Below are 19,450 nucleotides of genomic sequence, written 5' to 3'. Positions count from 1 at the left end.
GTTATCAACGGTCGGGCAGGGGGGCGGCAGAAGTGGAGCAGGGGCTCAGTAGATGTTTTTCGAGAACAGGGTGAAGGGGGTCTTGATGAGGATTTTGATGTCGAGCCACAGCGACCACTGGTTGATGTAGTTGAGGTCCTGGGCGACGCGCAGCTGCATCTTTTCCACGGTCTCGGTTTCGCCACGATGGCCGGTGATCTGGGCGAGGCCGGTGATCCCCGGCTTGAGGCGATGCCGGGCCATGTAGGCGCGCACCTTGCCGGTGTAATAAAGGTTGTGGGTGACGGCATGCGGACGCGGGCCGACCAGGGCCATGCGGCCGGACAGCACGTTGAACAGTTGTGGCAATTCGTCGATGGAACTGCGGCGCAGAAAACCGCCGATCGGCGTCAGGCGATCATCGTTGCGGGTGGCCTGCCGAACCTGCTGGTCGTCGTGGACGTGCATCGAGCGAAACTTCCAGACCTTGATCACTTCGCCGTTGCAACCGTGACGGTTCTGCTTGAACAGCACCGGGCCGGCGGAGGTCAGCTTGACGGCGATGGCCACCACCAGCAGCACCGGGCTGAGCAGAATAATCGCCAGGGCGGCAAGGCTGCGTTCAAACAGATCCTTGCAAAACAGACTGGCAGGGTGCGAGCTGATCAGGCTCTCGTTGAGGTAGATGGCCGGCATTCGCTCGATTTCCGAGATCGAATGGTTGAGCAACACCATGCTGCCGAAATCCGGGATCCACACCACGTCGACGTTCATGTCCAGCAGGTCGATGTAGAGGGCTTCGATGGTGGCGGCATGGGCCATCGGCAGCACGATATAGACGCGGCGCACTTCCTGGCCCGTGATGATCTCGCGGATGGCGGAAACGTGGCCGAGCAACGGCAGAATGCTGGGGGCAGGGCCACAGCTGTCCTCGGCGGCAATGAAGCCCAGCACCAGCGCGCGGTTCGGTCGGGACAGCTTTTTAGCCAGTTCGTGGGCCGTCGGGCAGGTGCCGATGATCACCGAACGGCGTCCGTTGCAGACCTTGCGCGAGTACAGGCGGGCCAGGTAATGCAGGGGCAGAAAGCTCAAGGCCTGAACCACGAAACCCAGCACCGCCCAGACCATGATCACCTGGCGTGAATAAATGGCGCTGGTCTGGGTGAAGAACGCAATCGCCGCCAGTACGGCCAGCAGGGTCAACCACCCGGCCAGCAATCTGCCGAGCCCGACCAGCAGGCCATGGCGCTTGTGGTAGACCTGCATCACGCTGTAGATCGGCACCGAGCCGAGCACCGTCAGAATGATCAGGATGCGGTATTCGCTGGTCAGACTGCCGACGCGCCAATGCACGAGCAATATCAACAGCGCCGTCACCAGCGACAGCGCGCAAAGCCACTGGCCCCAGAACGTCAGGCCTCGGCGGTGTGTCATGTGAGCGGTATAGAGCGATGTCATGGGCTTAACCTCGAGACAGCATTCATGCATCAGCGCGAATCGAGCAGGCACGGCGTGCCTCCCGATGGCTTTTCCGTAGCTCGGCGGAGGTGAAGCGAGTGGTGCGTTGGCAGAAGAGGGCGTAGCGGCGGGCGTACGCGCCCGATGGTTACCTGGGCGCGAAATCGTAGTTATAGAACGCCCGGGAGTGGTGGTAGCCGTACTTGCGCGCCTTGCGCAGGTCGACCTGGTTGAGCACCGTGCCAAAGACCGGCACATGGCTTTGTTGCAACATGGCAATCCCTCGCTGAACCTGGCTGATCGACGTGCTGTCAGCCTTCACGACATAGATCACCGCGTCCGAATGTTTTGCCAGCAGCAGCGCGTCACTGATCATCTCCGCTGGGGGAGAATCGATGATGATGTGGCGATAACGTGACCTGAGCGCTTCGAGCATGCGCGCCATGCGCGGCGAGCTGAGCAAATCCTGTGGCGGTGGCTGAACCGGGTTGAGCGGATCGCCAGGGGACGGCAGGCGTGGCGCAACGAACATATCCAGCGACGGCGGCAAGACCTTCCCGGCCGGCAGCATGTCCAGATTGCCCACTGAAACAATGCAGTCTTCAAGCCTGGCCGTGCCGGCAATGACATTCGCCAGTCCGGGGCTGTCCGGCGGAAAATCGAAGTTCAGCGACAGGGTTGGCTGACGCATGTCGGCATCGATCAGCAGCACGCGTTCCAGCGGTGTCAGCGAACTGGCGAGGTTGGTGGCGATGGTGCTTTTACCCTCGCCGGCAACCGTGGAGGTCACGAGCACCACTTGTGACGGTTTTTCGCTGCTTTGCAACATCAACCAGGTGCGCAGGTTGCGAATGGTCTCGGAAAAACGCGGGTTGTCGTTGTCCTCGAACAGGCGCGCCAGTTGCCGGCGACTTTTCTTTATCACCAGCGGCACGACGCTGAGCAGTGGAACATTCAACACGCTCTCGATCGATTCATCGGTTTTGAAGGTATTGCTCAGACTCTCGAAGAGCAGTGCCAGCCCGACGCCGATGACTGCAGCAATCAACCCGACGATCGCGACAATCAATGTCTTGCGCGGTTTGCTCGCGTCGACGGGAACGATGGCCGGGTCGACGATGCGCACTTTCGTCGAGTCCATGTCGGCGGTGGCTGTGGTTTCCTTCAGGCGAGTGACGAAAGTTTCATACAGCGCGCGCGTGCTATCGACTTCACGCTGGAACTCACGCAACTGGAACTCTTTGCGCGCGATGTCCTGGATCTGTGCCTTGTTGCTGTTGAAGGATTGACGCAGCGACGCTTCACTCGCCGTGGCGAGCTGGTATTGCCGCTCGATACCGGCCACCACCTGCTGCACCTGCAATTGCAGACTGGTGGTGGCGGTGCGCAATTCGGTTTGTGCGGAGATCAGGCTGGGGTGCTTCGGACCATAGCGCCCGGCCAGTTCATCAACCTTGGCCTGGGCCACCGCGCGATCGGCCTGGAATTTCTGCACCAGAGGGTTGCTCAAGACCGCCGGTACGCTGGAGAGTCGGCTCAGATCGCCGTTGCCCAGGGCTTTCGCCTGCCGGTACTCGCTCTCGGCTTCAGCGCGGTTGCGTCGGGCGTCGACCATGCGGTTGCCGGTCATTTCCAGTTCGTTGGCGCTGATGGTGGCAACGCCGCCAACATCCACCAGACCTTGTTCTTCGCGGTAACCCTGCAGCTTTTTCTCGGCCGCCCGCAGGTTGTCGCGCAGCTTGATCAGACGCGTGTTCATCCAGGCCGTGGTGGTTTGCGACGATTTCTCGCTGGTATCGAGCTGGCTGTCGGTAAAGCCCTGAGCCAGTGCGTTGGCCGCCGCCGCTGCCAGAACAGGGTCTGGCAACTCGACTTCGATTTCGAGCAACTGACTTTTGCCAACGAACTTGACGCTGGTATGCAGCATGAGATTCTGCGTGACCTGGTTGAAAACGTCTGCTTCAGTGAGTGGCTCTTTCTTTTGCGGTAGATATCGACCTAGCCCCGGGATCCATTGATCAAGGTCCAGATCGGCCAGCCATTGGCGCGGCGCAAACCAGGACTTTGGCTGCTGGCGCGGATCGGTGACCGGGTGAGTCGTCAGCCCGAGTTTTTTCACCGCGCGTTCGGCGAGGTCTCGCGATTGCAGGAGCGCCTGCTGAGTCTGCAAGTAATCTGTGGCGTTGCCGCCGGAGTCCTTGACTTGCTGGAACGACATCAGCGGAGGTGTTTTGTCGTTGAACAGCAGGGTGGTGCTGCCAATGTATTGCGGCGTGATATTGGAGACCACCACGGCCGCCAATACGCAACTCAGCAGCACCAGCCAGCCAATGCGCCACTTGGCGCGCCAGATGATCCTCCACAGATTGAGCAGATCCAGGGTGTCCTTGTCTTCGGCGTGCTGCGGATGCAGATGCGCTTGAAGAGGACGTTCGACGTAGTTGCTTGGGCTGTTGTCCATGATCAGAAAAAGCCTTGTGCAATGGAAATGGTGTCGCCGGGGGCGATCGTGGTGCTGCGCGTGACGTTATCGGTCACGGTCGCGCCACCATCACCGCGCAAGATGGTCACTCGCTTCATCGAGGCCCGCTCGGTCAAGCCGCCGCCCAGTGCAATGGCTTTTTCCAGTGTCAGTCCGGGCACGAACGGATAGCTGCCGGGCTTTTTCACTTCGCCATTGATGTAGAACGAGCGGTATTCGATCTGGCTGAGACTGACTTTCGGGTCGATCAGATAACCCTGCTTGAGCCCGTCGACGATGATTTTCTCGACCTGGCCGGGGGTCAGTCCCTTGGCGGATATTTCGCCGAGAAACGGGTAGGAAAAGGTGCCGGCATCACTGAGCCGGATCTTTTTCATGCTCAATTCCGGCTCACCGAAAACGATGATTCGCAACACGTCGCCGGCAGCGAGTTTGTATTGCGTATCGGGATCTGCCGCATAGGTGTGGGGCAAGAGAAACAACGCGAACAAAAGGACAAGTGTGCGAGTGTTCATGTCGAGACCCTCTTAAAGGCTGACGTTGAAGCTGATCTGAAACACGTTGCGGGTGAAGCTTTCATTGTCGGCATCGGAATCGTTGTCGCGGTATCGATAACCCAGTTCGATATCCAGCCAACGGCGCATGGCGTACACCACGGCCAGGTTGTAGTCCTGAAGATTGTCGGTACGGCTTTGGCCTTCGTAGACATAACGCCCGTAACCGGCCTGGGCCACGGTAGTAATCCGCTCAGTCCAGCCGTGACGCCAGCCGACCTGGGTGAAGGTCGACTTCACGGCATCAGCGCCGTCGTCACCTTCGGCGAGGGCCTGGCGAGCGACGAAGGTGAATGTCGAATAGGTCCGCGGTTTCCATTGCAGATCGACTTGCCAGGTCGGGTTGTCGAGGTCTTTGGATTCGCTGTTGTCGAAGTTCTTTTTCTCGTAACCGACGCGGACCTTGCCCGTCGTGCGTGCCGTGAAATCCCATACGGCACCGGCCATGACGGCGTCGGATTTACTGCTGCGCGGGCTGTTGGCCTGCTGGTAATCAAAGTCGGTGTGGTTGTATTCCACCAGACCTCGGGTGTTGCTGCCGATGCGGTGATACCAGGTGCTCGTCAGGGCAGTGGTATTGCGTTCCTTGTCGTCGTTGATGCCATCGGCGTTGTCGTAGCGCAGTTGTGCGTAACTGGCCCCGAGATCGATTTGGTTGTCAGCGCTTTTCGCCCCGAAGGTGTAGAGACCGCCCACACGTTTGTTGTTGAGCTTGTCGTTGATGCCTTCGACCGCCGTCGATTCCGTGCGCTCCCATTTGCGGTACTCGGCGTCGAGCTTCAGACGATGCCGGTCGGTGAACTCCATGATGCTGTCCGCTCGCACGCGTTGTGCCGTGTTCGAGGCATCCGACTCGTCGTGATAAATGTAGCGAGTGGGTTGCCAGATCAGTCGCGTGGCACTGTTGCGATCCTCGGCCTTGAGCTCGAAAGAAGGCGCCAGCTTGGTGACAATGGAGGACTGTTTGCTGTTTTCCAGTTCGCGAAAGTTGTCGTCATAACTTTCCGAAAACAGGAACGATGGCGTGAAGTCGAATCCATACACATCAATGGCTTGCGGATTGATGCTCCAGGCCATTTCGGGATAGAGACAGGCCATCATCAGCGCGACGGGGCATCGTGACTTCAAAGCCATGTTATAGCTCCTGAGCAAGGGCATATAAGGCAAGTCGTTAGTTGTAGGGGTGAAAACCGGCTTGTTGTCGTTCAATCACGCTCAATGGCAGGCAGACAGGCTGCTCACGGTTGAGAAACTGCAGGAGGATCATCACGCGGTCGGTTCCGTGCAATCCGAGGAACACGCCCTCCAGTGGCGCGAGCGGGCCGCTGACAATCTGTAGATTCTCTCCGGGTTTCAGCGCTTCATCCGGCCCCGACGTCATTGATTCGATGCAACGCGTACGCAGATGCTCGATGACGTGCTCAGGCACTGTCGCGGGACCATGATTGAATTCGACAAAACGACTGACCCCTCGGGTGGAACGCAAGGGGGCCCAGTTGTCTTCACGACTGAGTTGGATGAACAAATATCCAGGAAAGAGGGATTCGTGCACTCGCTGGCGTTTTCCGCGAATAATGCGCTCGCTGACGAGTTGGGGATGAAAGACCACGTAATTCTGTTGAAGCAGATTGAGATGAGCACGCTCATCCTGACGTGGCTTGCATTGCAAAAGGTACCAATTTGGGTGGTCCGAGCTGATGACTGGCATGCTGGTAAACTCTGTAATGATCGAAAGTTTATGGCAGGCAGAAGCTCTATTGAGGGCTAAGTAAGGGCTGTCAGCGAAAGTGCTTTTTTATTATGGGTTATTGAAGTGTTTCAAACATGAATCACAAAGTGTTTCATTGGTGTGCATCGAGCAGTGAAGTTTCGCTCTGTTCTGCGGCACCTCTGGAGGAATTATCGGTTCAACTTTTTAGAAGGCAAAGCTACCGCACGGTCTGTTCATTCAGGCTTAAGTTAGGTAACTAAGTAGTTGTCCCTGAAGCGACAGTGCGCGAGTAAGTGACTGCTCGCGCCCTGCAAAAAATCAACCTTGGTAGTTATCGGCCAGTCTTTCTGGTCTGTCAAACGTTAGCAGTCAAAAAATACGCCATCCATCCAGTAATGCTTTTACCGATGGATAACCAATTGTTTTTTAATGACTTATTCTTTTAGCTGAACGGTAGAAACTTTTTCTGCCTGTTATGGTCGCGACTATTATTTAGATCGAAAACTTTCCCCACTATTGGGTGCTGTTATAAAACCTGGACTGAATAAGTCATCCAGCGCTATAACTTATTGCCTGTCGGCTTGTGTGGAGCAGGGATTATGACCGTTCTTGTTACAGGCGCTGCGGGCTTTATCGGCTATCACGCGGTCAAACGATTGGCGCAGCAAGGCCAGGAAGTTGTCGGTATCGACAACCTTAACGATTACTACAGTGTGGATCTCAAACAGGCGCGGCTTGAACAGTTGAGTAGTCTGCAGAGTTTCAGTTTTGAAACACTGGATATTGTCGACAAGCCTGCCTTGATGGCGTTATTCAAAGCGCACGATTTCACCGAGGTGGTGCATCTGGCCGCTCAGGCGGGTGTGCGCTATTCGCTCGACAACCCGGATGCCTATGCGCAATCGAACCTGGTGGGGTTTCTGAATGTGCTGGAAGCCTGCCGACATTATCCGCCCGCGCATCTGATCTACGCGTCGAGCAGCTCGGTATATGGGGCCAACAGCAAGTTGCCCTACAGCGTCGATGATGCGGTCGAGCACCCTGTCTCGCTGTATGCCGCCACCAAGCGCGCCAATGAGCTTCTCGCCGACAGCTATTGCCATCTCTACGGCTTGAAGGCCAGCGGCCTGCGCTTTTTCACGGTTTACGGGCCCTGGGGCAGGCCGGATATGGCGCTGTTCAAATTTACCGAAGCCATTCTTCAGGGACGACCGATCGACATCTACAACCAGGGTCAGATGGCGCGGGACTTTACTTACGTCGATGACGTTGTCGAAAGCATCGTCCGCCTGTGTCCGAAACCGCCAGCGCCGGAGAAGGAGGCGGGTGGCGTCAACCGGATTTTCAACCTGGGGCGCGGCAAACCGGTCGCGTTACTGGATTTCGTCGACTGCCTCGAACAGGCACTGGGCATAAAAGCCCAGCGCAATCTATTGCCGATGCAGGCCGGCGATGTCATCAAGACCTGGGCTGATGTTTCGGCATTGGAACAATGGATCGGGTTTACTCCGCGGGTGGAAGTTGCAGAGGGTGTGGCGCAGTTTGTGAGTTGGTATCGCCAGTACTATCGGATTTGAGCGGCGCTTCATGCGCCTGGAGTACGGTCATGAGCCGAGACCCACCCGGTTGTTGCGCATTATCGAAAAATTAAGCGCCGCAGCGACACACAGCCAGGCCAGATAAGGAAACAGGATCAACCCGGTGATCACATCCAGGCGCAGGGCCAGGACCACCATCACGGCGACGACCAGCCACAACAGGACGAGAATAATCATCGCGGCAACGATCCGCTGCGCGCCGAAGAACACAGGCGTCCACAGTGTGTTCAGCGCAATCTGCGCCGCCCACAATGCCAGCACCTGTTCGCTGCCGGCAATCATGGTCAAGCGATAGCCGACCCAGGCCAGCAGCAGGTAGATCGTCGTCCAGGCCACCGGAAACACCCAGTTGGGTGGCGTGAACTTCGGTTTGTTGAGCTGCGCGTACCATTGGCCGGGCTTGAAAACCATGCCGGTGGTTGCCGCCGCACCGCACGCGATCAGAAAAATCAGGAAAGTCACCATTTCACACTCCTTGGCCGCAGCCCGTTTGCCTGGTTTGTTCCGCCGCAGCGGTCGTTCATTCGGATCTTGAGCACATCAGTTCACTGACCCGCGCCACCAGCGTGTCGACCGCGAAGGGCTTGGTCAGCACCTGCATGCCCGGGCCCAGTTGGGCGGCGCCGATTACTGCGTTCTCCGCGTAACCGGTAATGAAGAGGGTCGTCAGGTTCGGGCGGATTTCCCGGCCGGCGTCGGCCAGCTGCCGACCGTTCATGCCACCCGGCAGGCCGACATCGGTGATCAGCAGGTCGATATGCACGTTTGATTGCAACACTTTCAGCCCGGCAACGCTGTCGGCCGCCTCAAGCAAGTTGTAGCCGAGATCGCCAAGCACATCGGTCAGCAGCGCGCGCACTGTGGGTTCGTCGTCCACCACCAGAATGGTCTCGCTGGCCTTGGGCACCACCGCGGGTGCGATGTGCTTGTCATCGTGACTCTGCACGGGATCGCCACGGTGACGAGGCAGGTAGATGCACATCGTGGTGCCCCGGTCGACCTGGGAGTGCACGCGCACCTGGCCGCCGGATTGTTTGGCGAACCCGTAGATCATCGACAAGCCCAGCCCTGTGCCCTGGCCCAGCGGTTTGGTGGTGAAGAACGGGTCGAAGGCCTTGGCGATGACATCGGCCGACATGCCGGTGCCGGTATCGGTGACGCACAGGCACACATACTCGCCCTCGGGCATGTCCAGCGCGCCGGCGATCTCGGTGTCGACGATGCGATTGGCCGTCTCGATGGTGATGCGTCCGCCATCGGGCATTGCATCACGCGCGTTGATACACAGATTGAGCAGCGCGTTCTCCAGTTGACTGGCATCGACCAGTGTTGGCCAAAGCACGGGCGAGCCAATGGTTTCCAGGAGAATGCTCGGGCCCACGGTGCGCTGGATCAGCTCGGTCATGCCGGTCATCAGTGTGTTGACGTCGGTCGGTCGCGGATCGAGGGTCTGGCGTCTGGAGAACGCCAGCAGGCGGTGGGTAAGGGCGGCGGCTCGCTTGACCGCGCCCTGTGCGGTCACCATGTACTTGTCGACTTCGTTCAAGCGGCCCTGATTGATCCGCGCGCCCATCAACTCCAGTGCGCCGGAAATGCCGGCCAACAAGTTGTTGAAATCGTGAGCGAGGCCTCCCGTCAGTTGGCCGACTGCTTCCATCTTCTGCGACTGACGCAGTTTTTCCTCTGCCTGCATCAACTCGGCGGTGCGCGATGAAACCCGCTGCTCGAGGGTGTCGTTGAGCGAACGCAACGCGGCAAGAGCCCGGTCGCGCTCTGCCTCGACGGTGCGCCGCTCCTCGACGTCGATCAGCACGCCGGGAAAACGCAGGGGAACTCCGTCATCTGCACACTCAACGCGTCCGTTGGCTTCGATCCACTGGAATCTGCCGTCCTCGCGCCGTACACGGTACTGATGGGAATAGGCGCCACCGCGGCCAATGGCTTCGTCGATTGCCATGGTCAGGCTATCGCGGTCGTCGGGGTGCACGCTGGGTATCACTTGTTCGAGGCTGAGGCCTTCGCGCCCCAGTGCCGGGTCGAGGTTGAACACCTGGGCGAAGCCTTCGTCGATGGCAAAGCGGTCGGTCAGCAGGTCCCAGTGCCAGGTGCCGATGATGGCGCCGGCGGCAAGGGCCAGTTGCACTCGTTCGACGTTTTCCCGGGCAATTGCCTCGCTGGCGCGCAAGCGTTCCTCGGCGGCGCGCCGCTCGGTGACGTCGTTGAACAGGATCGCGATCTGCCGGTCGGCCGGATCGCCGACCCGCACCGCGCGCACATCGAACCAGCGTTCAAAGGTATTGGCGTAATTTTCGAAGTTCGCCGGTTCCCCGGTCTTGGCCACGTGGCCGTAGGTTTCGAACCAGAAGCGTTCAAGATTGGGCGCGAACTCGGTGACCCATTTACCGCGCAGGTTGACCCCGCACTGGCGCTCGAACGCCGGGTTGGCCTCGACGAAGTAGTAGTCGACAGGCTCATCGTTGGCGTCGAATTTGACTTTGACGATAGCGAACGCCGACTCGATGGTTTCCAGAATGGTACTGAAGCGTTCCTCACTCTGACGCAGCGCCGTTTCGGCACTGCGCGAGCGCGTCAGGTCAAGCATCGCGCCGATCATGCGTTCGGCCTGGCCAGCGGGATTGCGGATCAAGTGTCCGCGATCCAGCACCTCGGCGTAAGAGCCGTCCTGACAGCAGAACCGATACTCCGCGCTCCATGTCGTGCCGTCGCCTTCGATGGCGGCGCGCATCGATGCCTGCACCCGCGCCTGATCCTGCGGATGGATCCGCGCGAACCGCCAGTCGCCACTGGGATCAACATTCTCCAGCGGGAAACCGTACGCCTGTTGCAACGCCTGGTTCCAGATGATCTGGTTGGTTTGCAGGTCCCAATCCCAAACTGCATCGCTGGTCGCCTTGACCGCCAGTCGATAGCGCTCCTGGGTTTCGGTCATGGCGCGTCCGAACAGATGCTCCTGAGTCCGGTCGCGGAGAATTTTCACGAACCCCAGGTGAGTCTGGTCTTCATCGTAGAGCGGCATCAGCTCGCCAGAGGCCCAGAATCGCTCGCCGTTCTTGCGCAAATGCCAGCGCTCATCGTAGGCACGGCCTTCGACAAGGGCGCGTTGCATTTCCTCTTCTACACGGCCGGCAGCGCGGTCCTCAGGTGTGAAAAAGCAGGCCGCGCTCTGGCCGCGAACCTCTTCGGCGGACCAGCCCAGCACGTTGGTCGCGCCGCAGTTCCATTCCGTGATGTTCCCGCCAAGGTCAGTGACGACCATCGCAAAATCCACTGCACTCTCGAAAACCGCGCGCTGCCGCGCCTCACTACGAGCGAGCGCGGCCTGACTGGCGTGCAGTCGCGCTGTGATGTCGCGCTCAATGTCGACTTCATTGCTCTGCAGCGCGGCGCGTAATCGCTTGACCTCGCACTCGAGCGCTTCGCGACTAAGGTGTTTGAGGGTGTCCATCTCACCTTCTTGGTTGAATTTTTCAGGGACCGGTTTCAGTGGTTCGGGCATGCCCGAGCGCTGCAGTCAGCAGCGGGAAGCGTTGTAGCTGCTGATCCGTTGACAGGTTGCTTCGTCGTTAAGTTTCACTGATGGAGCAAGGTCGCTTCGGGTGAACGCTGATTTCAAATCGATTCGCTGTTATCCAGGCGGGCCAGCAACGACTGGCCGCGTTGCCAGAGTGCCTGTTGCCTGGTTTGCGGCATGCGGTCGAGGTTCTTGTACATCATGGCCATGCGCTGATTGCCGCGCAGCAGCTCACCGTGGCGCATCAGGAAATGCCAATACAACGCGTTGAACGGGCAGGCATTGTCTGCCGTGCTTTCGCGGACCTTGTACGCGCAACCGCGGCAGTAATCCGACATGCGATTGATGTACTGGCCGCTGGCGCAATAGGGTTTGGAACCGAGATAACCGCCATCGGCGTGCATGACCATGCCCAGCGTGTTGGGCAGCTCGACCCAGTCAAAAGCATCCATGTAGATCGCCAGGTACCACTCGCAGATCTGACTCGGCGCGATGCCGGCGAGCAGGGCGAAGTTGCCGGTGACCATCAGCCGCTGAATGTGATGCGCATAGGCATGCTGCAGGCTTTGCCCGATGGCGTGGCGCATGCAGTTCATCTGCGTGTCACCCGTCCAGTAGAACTCGGGGAGCGGACGGCTGTTGCCAAAAGAGTTGCCCAGCGCGTAATCCGGCATCTTCAGCCAGTACACGCCCCGCACATATTCCCGCCAGCCAATCAGTTGCCGAATGAAGCCTTCGGCGGCATTGAGCGCAACGCTGCCGGCCCAGTACGCCGACTCCACGTCACTGCAAATTTGCCGCAAATCCAGCAGGCCAATGTTGAGCGCTGCGCTGATGCGCGCATGAAACAGGAACGGCTCGTCACTGGCCATGGCGTCCTGGTAATCGCCAAACCCCGCCAGGCCATAATCGAGAAAGTACGCCCAGAGTGCCTGCGCATCGGCATGGGTGACGGGATAGTTGAAGTCATCGAGTGTGCCGTAATGGTGGCTGAAGCGCGCCTTGACCAGTGCCAGCACATCGAGGGTGATGGCGTCGTTATTGAAGCGTACCGGGTAGGGCGCTTTGACGCCTTTGGGCAGGGCCTTGCGATTCTCGGCATCGAAGTTCCATGCGCCGCCCACTGGTGAACCGTCGCCATTGAGCAGCAAGCGGCTCTTGCGCCGCATCTCACGGTAGAAAAACTCCATGCGCAGCTGTTTTTTGCCCTCGGCCCATGCGGTAAATTCTTCGCGACCGCACAGAAAACGCGTATCGGCGTGCCACTGGACGGGCAAACGGCATTCCTTGATCGAATGCTCCAGCCGCCAGTCGCCACACTCAGTCACGTGCACTTCGTCGGCCTGCAACAGCTTTTTCCAACGATGCAGCTCACCCGGCACCGAACCGCTGTTTTGCGGGTCATCCAGGGTCACGTATTCAACACGTATGCCTTGGTCTCGCAACGCCTGAGCGAAATGGCGCATGGCGCTGAAGATCAGAGCAATCTTCTGTGGATGGTGGGGCACATGGCTGGCTTCTTCCATGACTTCAACCAGCAACACCGTGTCGCGCTCGGCATCGAGTGCCTGTAAGGAAGCCAGGTCGAACGACAACTGGTCGCCCAGTACCAGGCACAAGCGGCGGGTAGTGTTCATTTTGCGGTTCATTGGCTTGCTTCGGTGCTCTGGCGGCGGAAGAACAAGGTCACCTGGCCGACCTCCACGCCGAACTTGGACATGCGGGTGCGGTTGATCAACGTGTCCTCGTCCATCAGGTACATCCAGTCGTCCATGCTCATTTCATAGGTCGAATCGTCGACCGGTACGTTCAGCCGATAGCGCCAGTGAAATGTGTTGCCCGCCACCTGGCCTTGGGCAACGCCGACTACATCGCCGGCGCGACCGCTCCAGCGTCCCTGGCCCTCGGGCGTCAATGTCCATACGCGGTGTTGGCGGGTGCCATCGCTGTACAGAAAGCGCTCGTCGAGAATCAGGTTGTTGCCTTCGCGACGGCTGACAATATTCACTTCGAAACGCTTGGTCACTTCGCCGCTGCGCTTCTGAAACATTCCCCAGGCCTTGACGGGCTGGCTGAAAAACCGATGCAGATCCAGGGCTGGGTGTTGGTCGGCATAACGGGCGACGTCCACGCTGGTGCAGCTTGCGATGCTGAATATCAGTGTCAGTAACAGCAGGAATCGCGTCATTGCCTTACTCCCTGAATGCAAAGGTGTCGAAGGCCAGGTTCGAACCATTCGCTTGTACGGTGGGCTGGACATGTACAGGTTTATCGTTTTCCCCGGCTGGTCTTGACGCTCGACTTTTGACGACGTCAACGAGAGTCTTACGGCGATGGGCGGCTTTGTTTTTCTCGCGGCAGCGCTGTACGTGAGGCCAAGCGTTTTGCGAATAGTTGTACGTAGACAGATAGTTTGTATAGGTATGAATCAAGATAGGCCGAAAAAAACCACCTGACAATACTTCTTCCCTCACGCAGGGCGCTTGCTGCGCCTTAACGCGATGCCGAACGTTTTGCCCTGGAAACAGCGGTTGGCCGGTCTGCCCGTCGAGCGCTGGTACTGGGGAATATCCAGCGCAGTGAACGCCGGACCGTGAGGCGCAGGATGCTCAGTGAGCATCCTGCGGGGATAGGAGTGGCCGACAGATCACTGCGCTGTCGGACTTGGCTGTGCACCGAATTGCGCAATGATGTGAGTACCCAGCTCCTCAATAACCTCCGCTGCCGGGCGCTTTCCGTATTTGAGATTCAGGATGACGTGATCGACGCCGATTTCCTCAAGCGACTCCAGCAAAAACCGCAAATGGTAGCGTCCGAGTTTGAACCCCAAATGAATGCGAGCGGGTGGCGTGGACGGGTTTTCATCAAGGTCGATGTAAAGCGACTGAGTGAAGGGCTTATAGACGGAACCACATTGCTTCGTGACCTCCAGCCGCCAATCTTCCACGACCAGTCTCTGCATGTTCGGTATGCGTGGATAGTTGATCCATCCGTTGCTTTCGCGCGCGATCCAATCCAGTGACTGACGGCTATTGCCGGTCACGAGCATTGGAATGAATTGGGTGGTCGGTTTCGGAATCAGATCCGCGCCGCGCATTTCCCCGGCGCTCCAGTGGATGGGTTCGAAACTGGTGCTGTGGGCTCGGCGAATCACCGCGTAGTGCTCGCGAAAGATATCCCCGCGCCTTTCGGGATCGACGCCAAAAGCCGAGAACTCCACCGGGCGGTCGCCGGACGCCACCCCAAGAATCAAGCGACCTGCGCTCAACTGATCGACGCTGGCTGACGCCTTGGCCGTGTGCAGGGGATGGTGCAAAGGGATGGCGATGGAGGCGGTGCCAAGTGCAATTTCCGATGTATGGGCGGCCATATAACCCAGGTAGACCCAGGGGTCGAAGACTTGGCCGACATCGCCGAATCCGGGATCGCGAAGCGGCACGTCACGAAACCAGAGTGCGCTGAAGCCCAGTGCCTCGGCCTGTTTCGCCAATGCGACCTGGTTGAGCATGCTCGGCGTGTCGCCGTCGAAGGCCTCCATGGGAAAGAACAATCCAAGGCTCAAATGCCCCGGCGTGAAGGTTCGGCTGAACCCTCGATGCTGCTGATAAGGAATCGTGCTCGGCCGATACATACTGATTTTCCTCAGTGGCAGAACGTGAACAGCGCCCCGTTGCCAGAGGTGCTGCGGCATCGGTCGCTTGGGAACGACAGGTGGGGGGACTGAGTGCAGCTTTGCCCATTGCGCCGTACTGCCGGTCGGGTGGACCGGCTTGAGGAGCCAGTTGCTGGCGATATGCGCGGGCAGGTCCGGATGGGTGATAAGCGGACGGTAAAAGGAATCATCTCCCGGCTCGATACTGTCAACTCGGAAACGGGCCCAGAGGTTACCTCATCAGCGTAGGCGGTATTGCCGTGTTGCGCCATTGTGCCTCGCACATCGTGGGAGACCTTTGCGACTTCAACCGATCACAAGCAGGTGGCAGGATTACGATCCATCGAGTCCCACTCGACATGACTTCGGTCATTGGGCGAATCATCGATGAATCTCGAGCGGTTCCAGCAAAAGGTGAAAGCTGCATGCCATGAGGCATGCAGGGCCGAGCGGGCAGGTTCAGTCTTGGAGATGGATTCAATCCGTTTCAATTTGCAGCCAGCAGTCGCCTGGCGGTAGCAAGGATTGAATCGATATTGAAAGGCTTTTCCAGGACAGCATTGAACAAGTCCGATCTCTCCATGCCGAGGTGGGCTTGCGCGCCGCTGATCAGAATGATGGGCAAGAGATGCGCTGAGGGCAGTGCGCGGACGGCCGTGGCGAATTCGAGTCCGTCCATAACCGGCATCATGAAGTCGGTAATGATCAGGTCAGGGCGCTCTCGCTCAAGTACCTCAAGCCCTTTTTTGCCATTGCTGGCTTTCACGACCATGAAGCCTTCATCCTCCAGCGCAAAGCCGAGAATGTCAGCGATCAAATATTCGTCGTCGACAACCAGGATGGTGGTCATGAGAATGCAACCTGAATAGAAGACCTAGGAAAATGAACCTGGCAGGGCTGCAGGATTAGGAACTGGCGGTTCATTTCTTGAAGCCTTTTTCAGATCAACGTCCTGGTCACGGATGACCACTTCAAATCGCGAAGGGTCATAAGAGCTATCTCTGACTTTAAGAATGGAAATGGTTCTGCTTAGTTCAGAGTCATTCTCGAAGAACCGCATCAGCATCAGATTGTCGACGATGCTGGACAGGTCAGAGTTTGGTGAACTGATCTCGGAGCCGAACAGATCTCGCATCTCCCAAGAGGCGAACACTGTCACGCCCCTGGAGCGTAATTCGTTCATGAGGGCACTGTAAAAGTCAGTAATTCGGGCTGGATTCGTCGACACCCGCGTCATGCCGCTAAGGCTGTCGATGAATAAACGCTTGATGCCCTTTTCTTCGACGATGCTCAGCAACCTTGAGCCCAGGCCGTCCAGGAGACCTTCGGTGGTCGGTTGCCACGCGATGCTCAACGCACCGCTTTCTTCCATGCCTTTGATGTCGATTCCTAGTGACTGGCCCTTCAGGCGTAACCGCTCCGGGCTTTCATAAAAGCCAAAATGCAGGCCCGGTGCCTTCACCGTCGACTCACCCAGGAATTTAAGACCTAGGGTTGTCTTGCCTATTCCTGATGGGCCCATGACCAGCGTCACGCTGGAACTGTGCAGCCCGCCACCCAGTATCGTGTCCAGAGAATGTATACCGCTGGGGATGCGCGTCATGTTGGCGCTGTCGGGCGAAGAGGGGTGGCTGTAGAGGCTTTCCAGGCGCGGATAAACCACCAGACCGTTCTCGGTGATTTCGCACTCGTGAAGTCCGGTCAGTGCCGCGCTACCCCGGGTTTTACGCAGTTGAATACGACGCACCGAGCGGGTGCCATAAAGCTCCTCTCCCATTTCGATCACGCCATCCACCATGGTGTGCTCGGGGCTGCCGTCATCCAGTCGGGAACTGGTGAGAAACAACACGGTGCATCCAGCAAATGCAGCGTGCCCTTGCAATTCAGAGATGAACTTCTTGGTGTCGATTGGCGAGTCGGCTTTAGAGCGTGCGTTCAGCAATCCGTCGACAACCATGACTGTCGCCTTCTGGCGGCTGATCTCACGCCTCAGCAGTTTTACGACTTCATCCAGACCTTCATTTTCCAGCGTATCGAATGCACTGACGAACTGGATTTCAGCGCCAACTTTGGAAGCGTCGTAAAAGCTCAAGGTGGACAGAAACTGAAAAAGCCGGTCATGGGATTCGGCAAGCAGTGTCGCTACCAGTACACGGCCGCCGTTGCGCGCATGATGGAATCCAAGTTGGTTGGCGAGGATCGTTTTACCCGACCCTGGACGCCCCTGAATAATGTAGGAAGCGCCTGAGACCAATCCGCCCTTGAGCAGAGCATCCAGGCCTTCGATTCCACTCTGAAGGCGATTTAACTTTTCCACTATGCGACCCTGATCTTGAAATCATGCTGTTAAACCGAATGTACGGGATGCTAACGCCATTTGTGTGCCGGGGCTATCTGCACTTCACTGACGTTTCAGGCAGCAGTGCCGGTAAAGTTATTCATTCGCTTAAATCTGGAGCTGCGAAGCCTCAATGTGGGCGATAAATCGGGGGAATCGAAAGTAAAGAAGGTTCTCGGGCCAATTGAGTCTCTGCAACGCCTTGCAGGGTGTACTATCAAGACCTGCCCATCAGAAATCAGCTAGCCATGTCCGCGCTAAACGAAGAGAGCCGCCAGATCGTAGCTGCTCTGGCGCACCGGGTTGGCCCCAATGCTGATACTGCAAGTATCGCGCAAGCGACTGTCTCGATTTTGGAGGCTATGCACACAGCGCTTACCCCCATCATCGGTCAGCAGGGAGTCGCAGCGCTTTATCGACGCAGCCTTCATCTCTGCGCCTCCCGCCAACCGCACCTGGGCCCCCTGTCTGATCGTGTACAAGCCGCGCCGGGTCTGAACGCTCTTCATTCTGAACTCGTTACAGAAAGCGAAGCAGACGCCTTGTTGTTTGGTGAAGTGATGCTGACCACCTTCTACGAACTGCTCACTACGCTGATCGGGCCCTCGCTCACCGCACGCTTGCTTCGTGACGTGTGGAAACCTTCTTTGAGCGACACATCTGCGCAGGAAAACTCGCCATGAACACCAAAGTGACTATCAAGCGTCTGTCCACCGGAGTGCCAGGACTGGACGAGGTGCTGGGCGGGGGATTGCCGGAGTTCTCGTTCAACCTGATCGCCGGCCCGCCTGGCTGTGGCAAAACTACCCTGGCGCATCAGATGATGTTTGCCCTGGCGACGCCCGAGCGTCCGGCACTGTTCTTCACCGTGCTCGGCGAGCCTCCGTTGAAGATGTTGCGTTACCAACAGCAATTCGACTTTTTCGACGAGGAAGCCGTCAATCAGTCAATCCGTTATATCAACCTGGCCAGTGACACCCTGGCGGGGGATCTGGACGAAGTGCTACGCCGAATCGTCGCCGAGGTAGAGGCGTACTCTCCGGCGCTGGTGTTCGTCGATTCGTTTCGTTCAGTGGTGCTCGCGAGCCAGACCCAGGACAATCCCAACAACAACTTGCCGCAGTTCATTCAGCAGTTAGGCATGTTGATGACCACTTGGCAGGCCACCACTTTCCTGATCGGTGAATATTTCACTGAAACTGACACCAACCCTATTTTCACGGTGGCCGATGGTCTGATCTGGCTGCGTCAGAGCGTTCAACGCAACTCCATGGTGCGCAAGATGGAAATCATGAAGATGCGCGGCCAGCCGACGCTGCCGGGGCTGCACACCTTCCGCATCGCTACATCAGGCATAAAGGTTTTCGCACCGGCCCCCCTCAACCACGTTGAACCCACGCTGACGTTTCCGATGCAGCGCCTGAAAATGGGTGTGCCCCAACTCGACGAAATGCTGGGCGGTGGCTTGCCCCGTGGATACTCCCTGCTGGTGGCAGGTCCATCAGGTTCGGGCAAAAGCATTCTGGCTGCGACCTTCCTCGCCGAAGGCGTGCGCAATGGTGAGACCGGCGTGATCGCGGTATTCGAGCAGCGTCCCAATCGCTCCCAGAACGCCACCCTCGCCGGGTTGATTCAGGGCGGGAAGGTGGGTTTGGTCGATAGTCGCGCGCCAGACTTGTCAATCGACGAAATCGTCCAGTTACTGTTGAGCGAGATCAACCGCCTGAACGCTACTCGTTTGGTGATTGACTCCCTGTCAGGCTTTGAGCTGGCGTTGGCGCCGACATTCCGCGAAGACTTTCGTGAGTCGCTGTCACGCATGGTGACCGCTCTCACCAGTGCAGGTGTCAGTGTATTGATGACCTCCGAGCTGGAGGATCGCTACACCGACCTGCGTTTCAGTCCTTACGGCACGGCGTTTCTCACCGATGCCATCATCGTCCAGCGCTACATAGAAGTGCAGAGCCGCTTGTTGCGCATCATGGCCGTGGTCAAGGTGCGGGCCAGCGCGCATTCCGACGAGTTGAGGTTGTACCGGATAGATGATGATGGCTTGCAGATCGGCGAAATGTTGCCGGACAGGGAAGGGTTGTTAGGGGGACGTCCTACCCAGCAGCGCGCGGTCACCATCGAAGGATGAGCGAAA

The 19,450-nt window shown here is 58.1% G+C and carries 15 protein-coding genes; 3 read left to right on the top strand and 12 right to left on the bottom strand.

Annotation, left to right across the window (positions count from 1 at the left end):
• Positions 1-45 precede the first annotated feature (45 nt).
• The 5 genes from CAG25_RS08430 to rfaH form a co-directional block, all read right to left on the bottom strand.
• On the bottom strand, positions 46-1,437 hold the full coding sequence (locus CAG25_RS08430; protein WP_064596757.1) for an undecaprenyl-phosphate glucose phosphotransferase: 1,392 nt from the start codon (positions 1,435-1,437) through the stop codon (positions 46-48).
• Between the two features lie 148 nt (positions 1,438-1,585).
• Complete coding sequence (locus CAG25_RS08425) at positions 1,586-3,898, bottom strand: GNVR domain-containing protein (protein WP_039768574.1); 2,313 nt, start codon at positions 3,896-3,898, stop codon at positions 1,586-1,588.
• A gap of 2 nt (positions 3,899-3,900) precedes the next feature.
• Positions 3,901-4,434, bottom strand: a complete 534-nt coding sequence (locus CAG25_RS08420; protein ID WP_085610331.1) for a polysaccharide biosynthesis/export family protein — start codon at positions 4,432-4,434, stop codon at positions 3,901-3,903.
• A gap of 12 nt (positions 4,435-4,446) precedes the next feature.
• Positions 4,447-5,607 (bottom strand): outer membrane beta-barrel protein, encoded by a 1,161-nt coding sequence (locus CAG25_RS08415; protein ID WP_085610330.1) that lies wholly within the window; start codon positions 5,605-5,607, stop codon positions 4,447-4,449.
• Between the two features lie 37 nt (positions 5,608-5,644).
• Positions 5,645-6,181, bottom strand: a complete 537-nt coding sequence (rfaH, locus tag CAG25_RS08410) for a transcription/translation regulatory transformer protein RfaH (RefSeq protein ID WP_064596747.1) — start codon at positions 6,179-6,181, stop codon at positions 5,645-5,647.
• A 602-nt stretch (positions 6,182-6,783) separates the two neighbouring features.
• Here rfaH and CAG25_RS08405 point away from each other — a divergent pair.
• Positions 6,784-7,761: an NAD-dependent epimerase gene (locus CAG25_RS08405; protein WP_085610329.1), complete on the top strand. Its 978-nt coding sequence runs from the start codon at positions 6,784-6,786 to the stop codon at positions 7,759-7,761.
• Positions 7,762-7,788: 27 nt separating this feature from the next.
• Here CAG25_RS08405 and CAG25_RS08400 read toward each other — a convergent pair whose 3' ends face one another.
• From CAG25_RS08400 to CAG25_RS08370, 7 genes are all read right to left on the bottom strand, one after another.
• A complete protein-coding gene (locus tag CAG25_RS08400) occupies positions 7,789-8,244 on the bottom strand; it encodes a TspO/MBR family protein (RefSeq protein ID WP_085610677.1) in 456 nt (151 codons plus the stop codon).
• Positions 8,245-8,302: 58 nt separating this feature from the next.
• Positions 8,303-11,248: a PAS domain S-box protein gene (locus tag CAG25_RS08395; protein ID WP_085610676.1), complete on the bottom strand. Its 2,946-nt coding sequence runs from the start codon at positions 11,246-11,248 to the stop codon at positions 8,303-8,305.
• Between the two features lie 164 nt (positions 11,249-11,412).
• Positions 11,413-12,951 carry a cryptochrome/photolyase family protein gene (locus tag CAG25_RS08390; protein WP_085610675.1) on the bottom strand — a complete coding sequence of 513 codons (1,539 nt, stop codon included), beginning with the start codon at positions 12,949-12,951 and terminating at the stop codon, positions 11,413-11,415.
• 8 nt (positions 12,952-12,959) lie between these two features.
• On the bottom strand, positions 12,960-13,502 hold the full coding sequence (locus CAG25_RS08385; RefSeq protein ID WP_085610328.1) for a DUF3833 domain-containing protein: 543 nt from the start codon (positions 13,500-13,502) through the stop codon (positions 12,960-12,962).
• A gap of 459 nt (positions 13,503-13,961) precedes the next feature.
• Positions 13,962-14,945: an LLM class oxidoreductase gene (locus CAG25_RS08380; protein WP_085610327.1), complete on the bottom strand. Its 984-nt coding sequence runs from the start codon at positions 14,943-14,945 to the stop codon at positions 13,962-13,964.
• A 508-nt stretch (positions 14,946-15,453) separates the two neighbouring features.
• Positions 15,454-15,816: a response regulator gene (locus CAG25_RS08375; protein ID WP_039768563.1), complete on the bottom strand. Its 363-nt coding sequence runs from the start codon at positions 15,814-15,816 to the stop codon at positions 15,454-15,456.
• A 24-nt stretch (positions 15,817-15,840) separates the two neighbouring features.
• Entirely contained in the window at positions 15,841-17,286 is a 1,446-nt protein-coding gene (locus CAG25_RS08370) for an ATPase domain-containing protein (protein ID WP_166742306.1), read from the bottom strand.
• A gap of 266 nt (positions 17,287-17,552) precedes the next feature.
• Here CAG25_RS08370 and CAG25_RS08365 point away from each other — a divergent pair, with 266 nt between their 5' ends.
• Both CAG25_RS08365 and CAG25_RS08360 read left to right on the top strand, forming a co-directional pair.
• Positions 17,553-17,987: a hypothetical protein gene (locus CAG25_RS08365; protein ID WP_085610674.1), complete on the top strand. Its 435-nt coding sequence runs from the start codon at positions 17,553-17,555 to the stop codon at positions 17,985-17,987.
• Positions 17,984-19,444: an ATPase domain-containing protein gene (locus CAG25_RS08360; RefSeq protein ID WP_085610326.1), complete on the top strand. Its 1,461-nt coding sequence runs from the start codon at positions 17,984-17,986 to the stop codon at positions 19,442-19,444. Before CAG25_RS08365 ends, CAG25_RS08360 begins: the two co-directional genes overlap by 4 nt.
• The last annotated feature ends 6 nt before the right edge of the window (positions 19,445-19,450 follow it).

Origin of the sequence: Pseudomonas sp. B16(2017), from assembly GCF_002113205.1 — a bacterium.
GTDB lineage: Bacteria > Pseudomonadota > Gammaproteobacteria > Pseudomonadales > Pseudomonadaceae > Aquipseudomonas > Aquipseudomonas pharyngis.
Note: the sequence above shows the minus strand (reverse complement) of the source record. Positions and strands in the feature narration are given on the sequence as shown.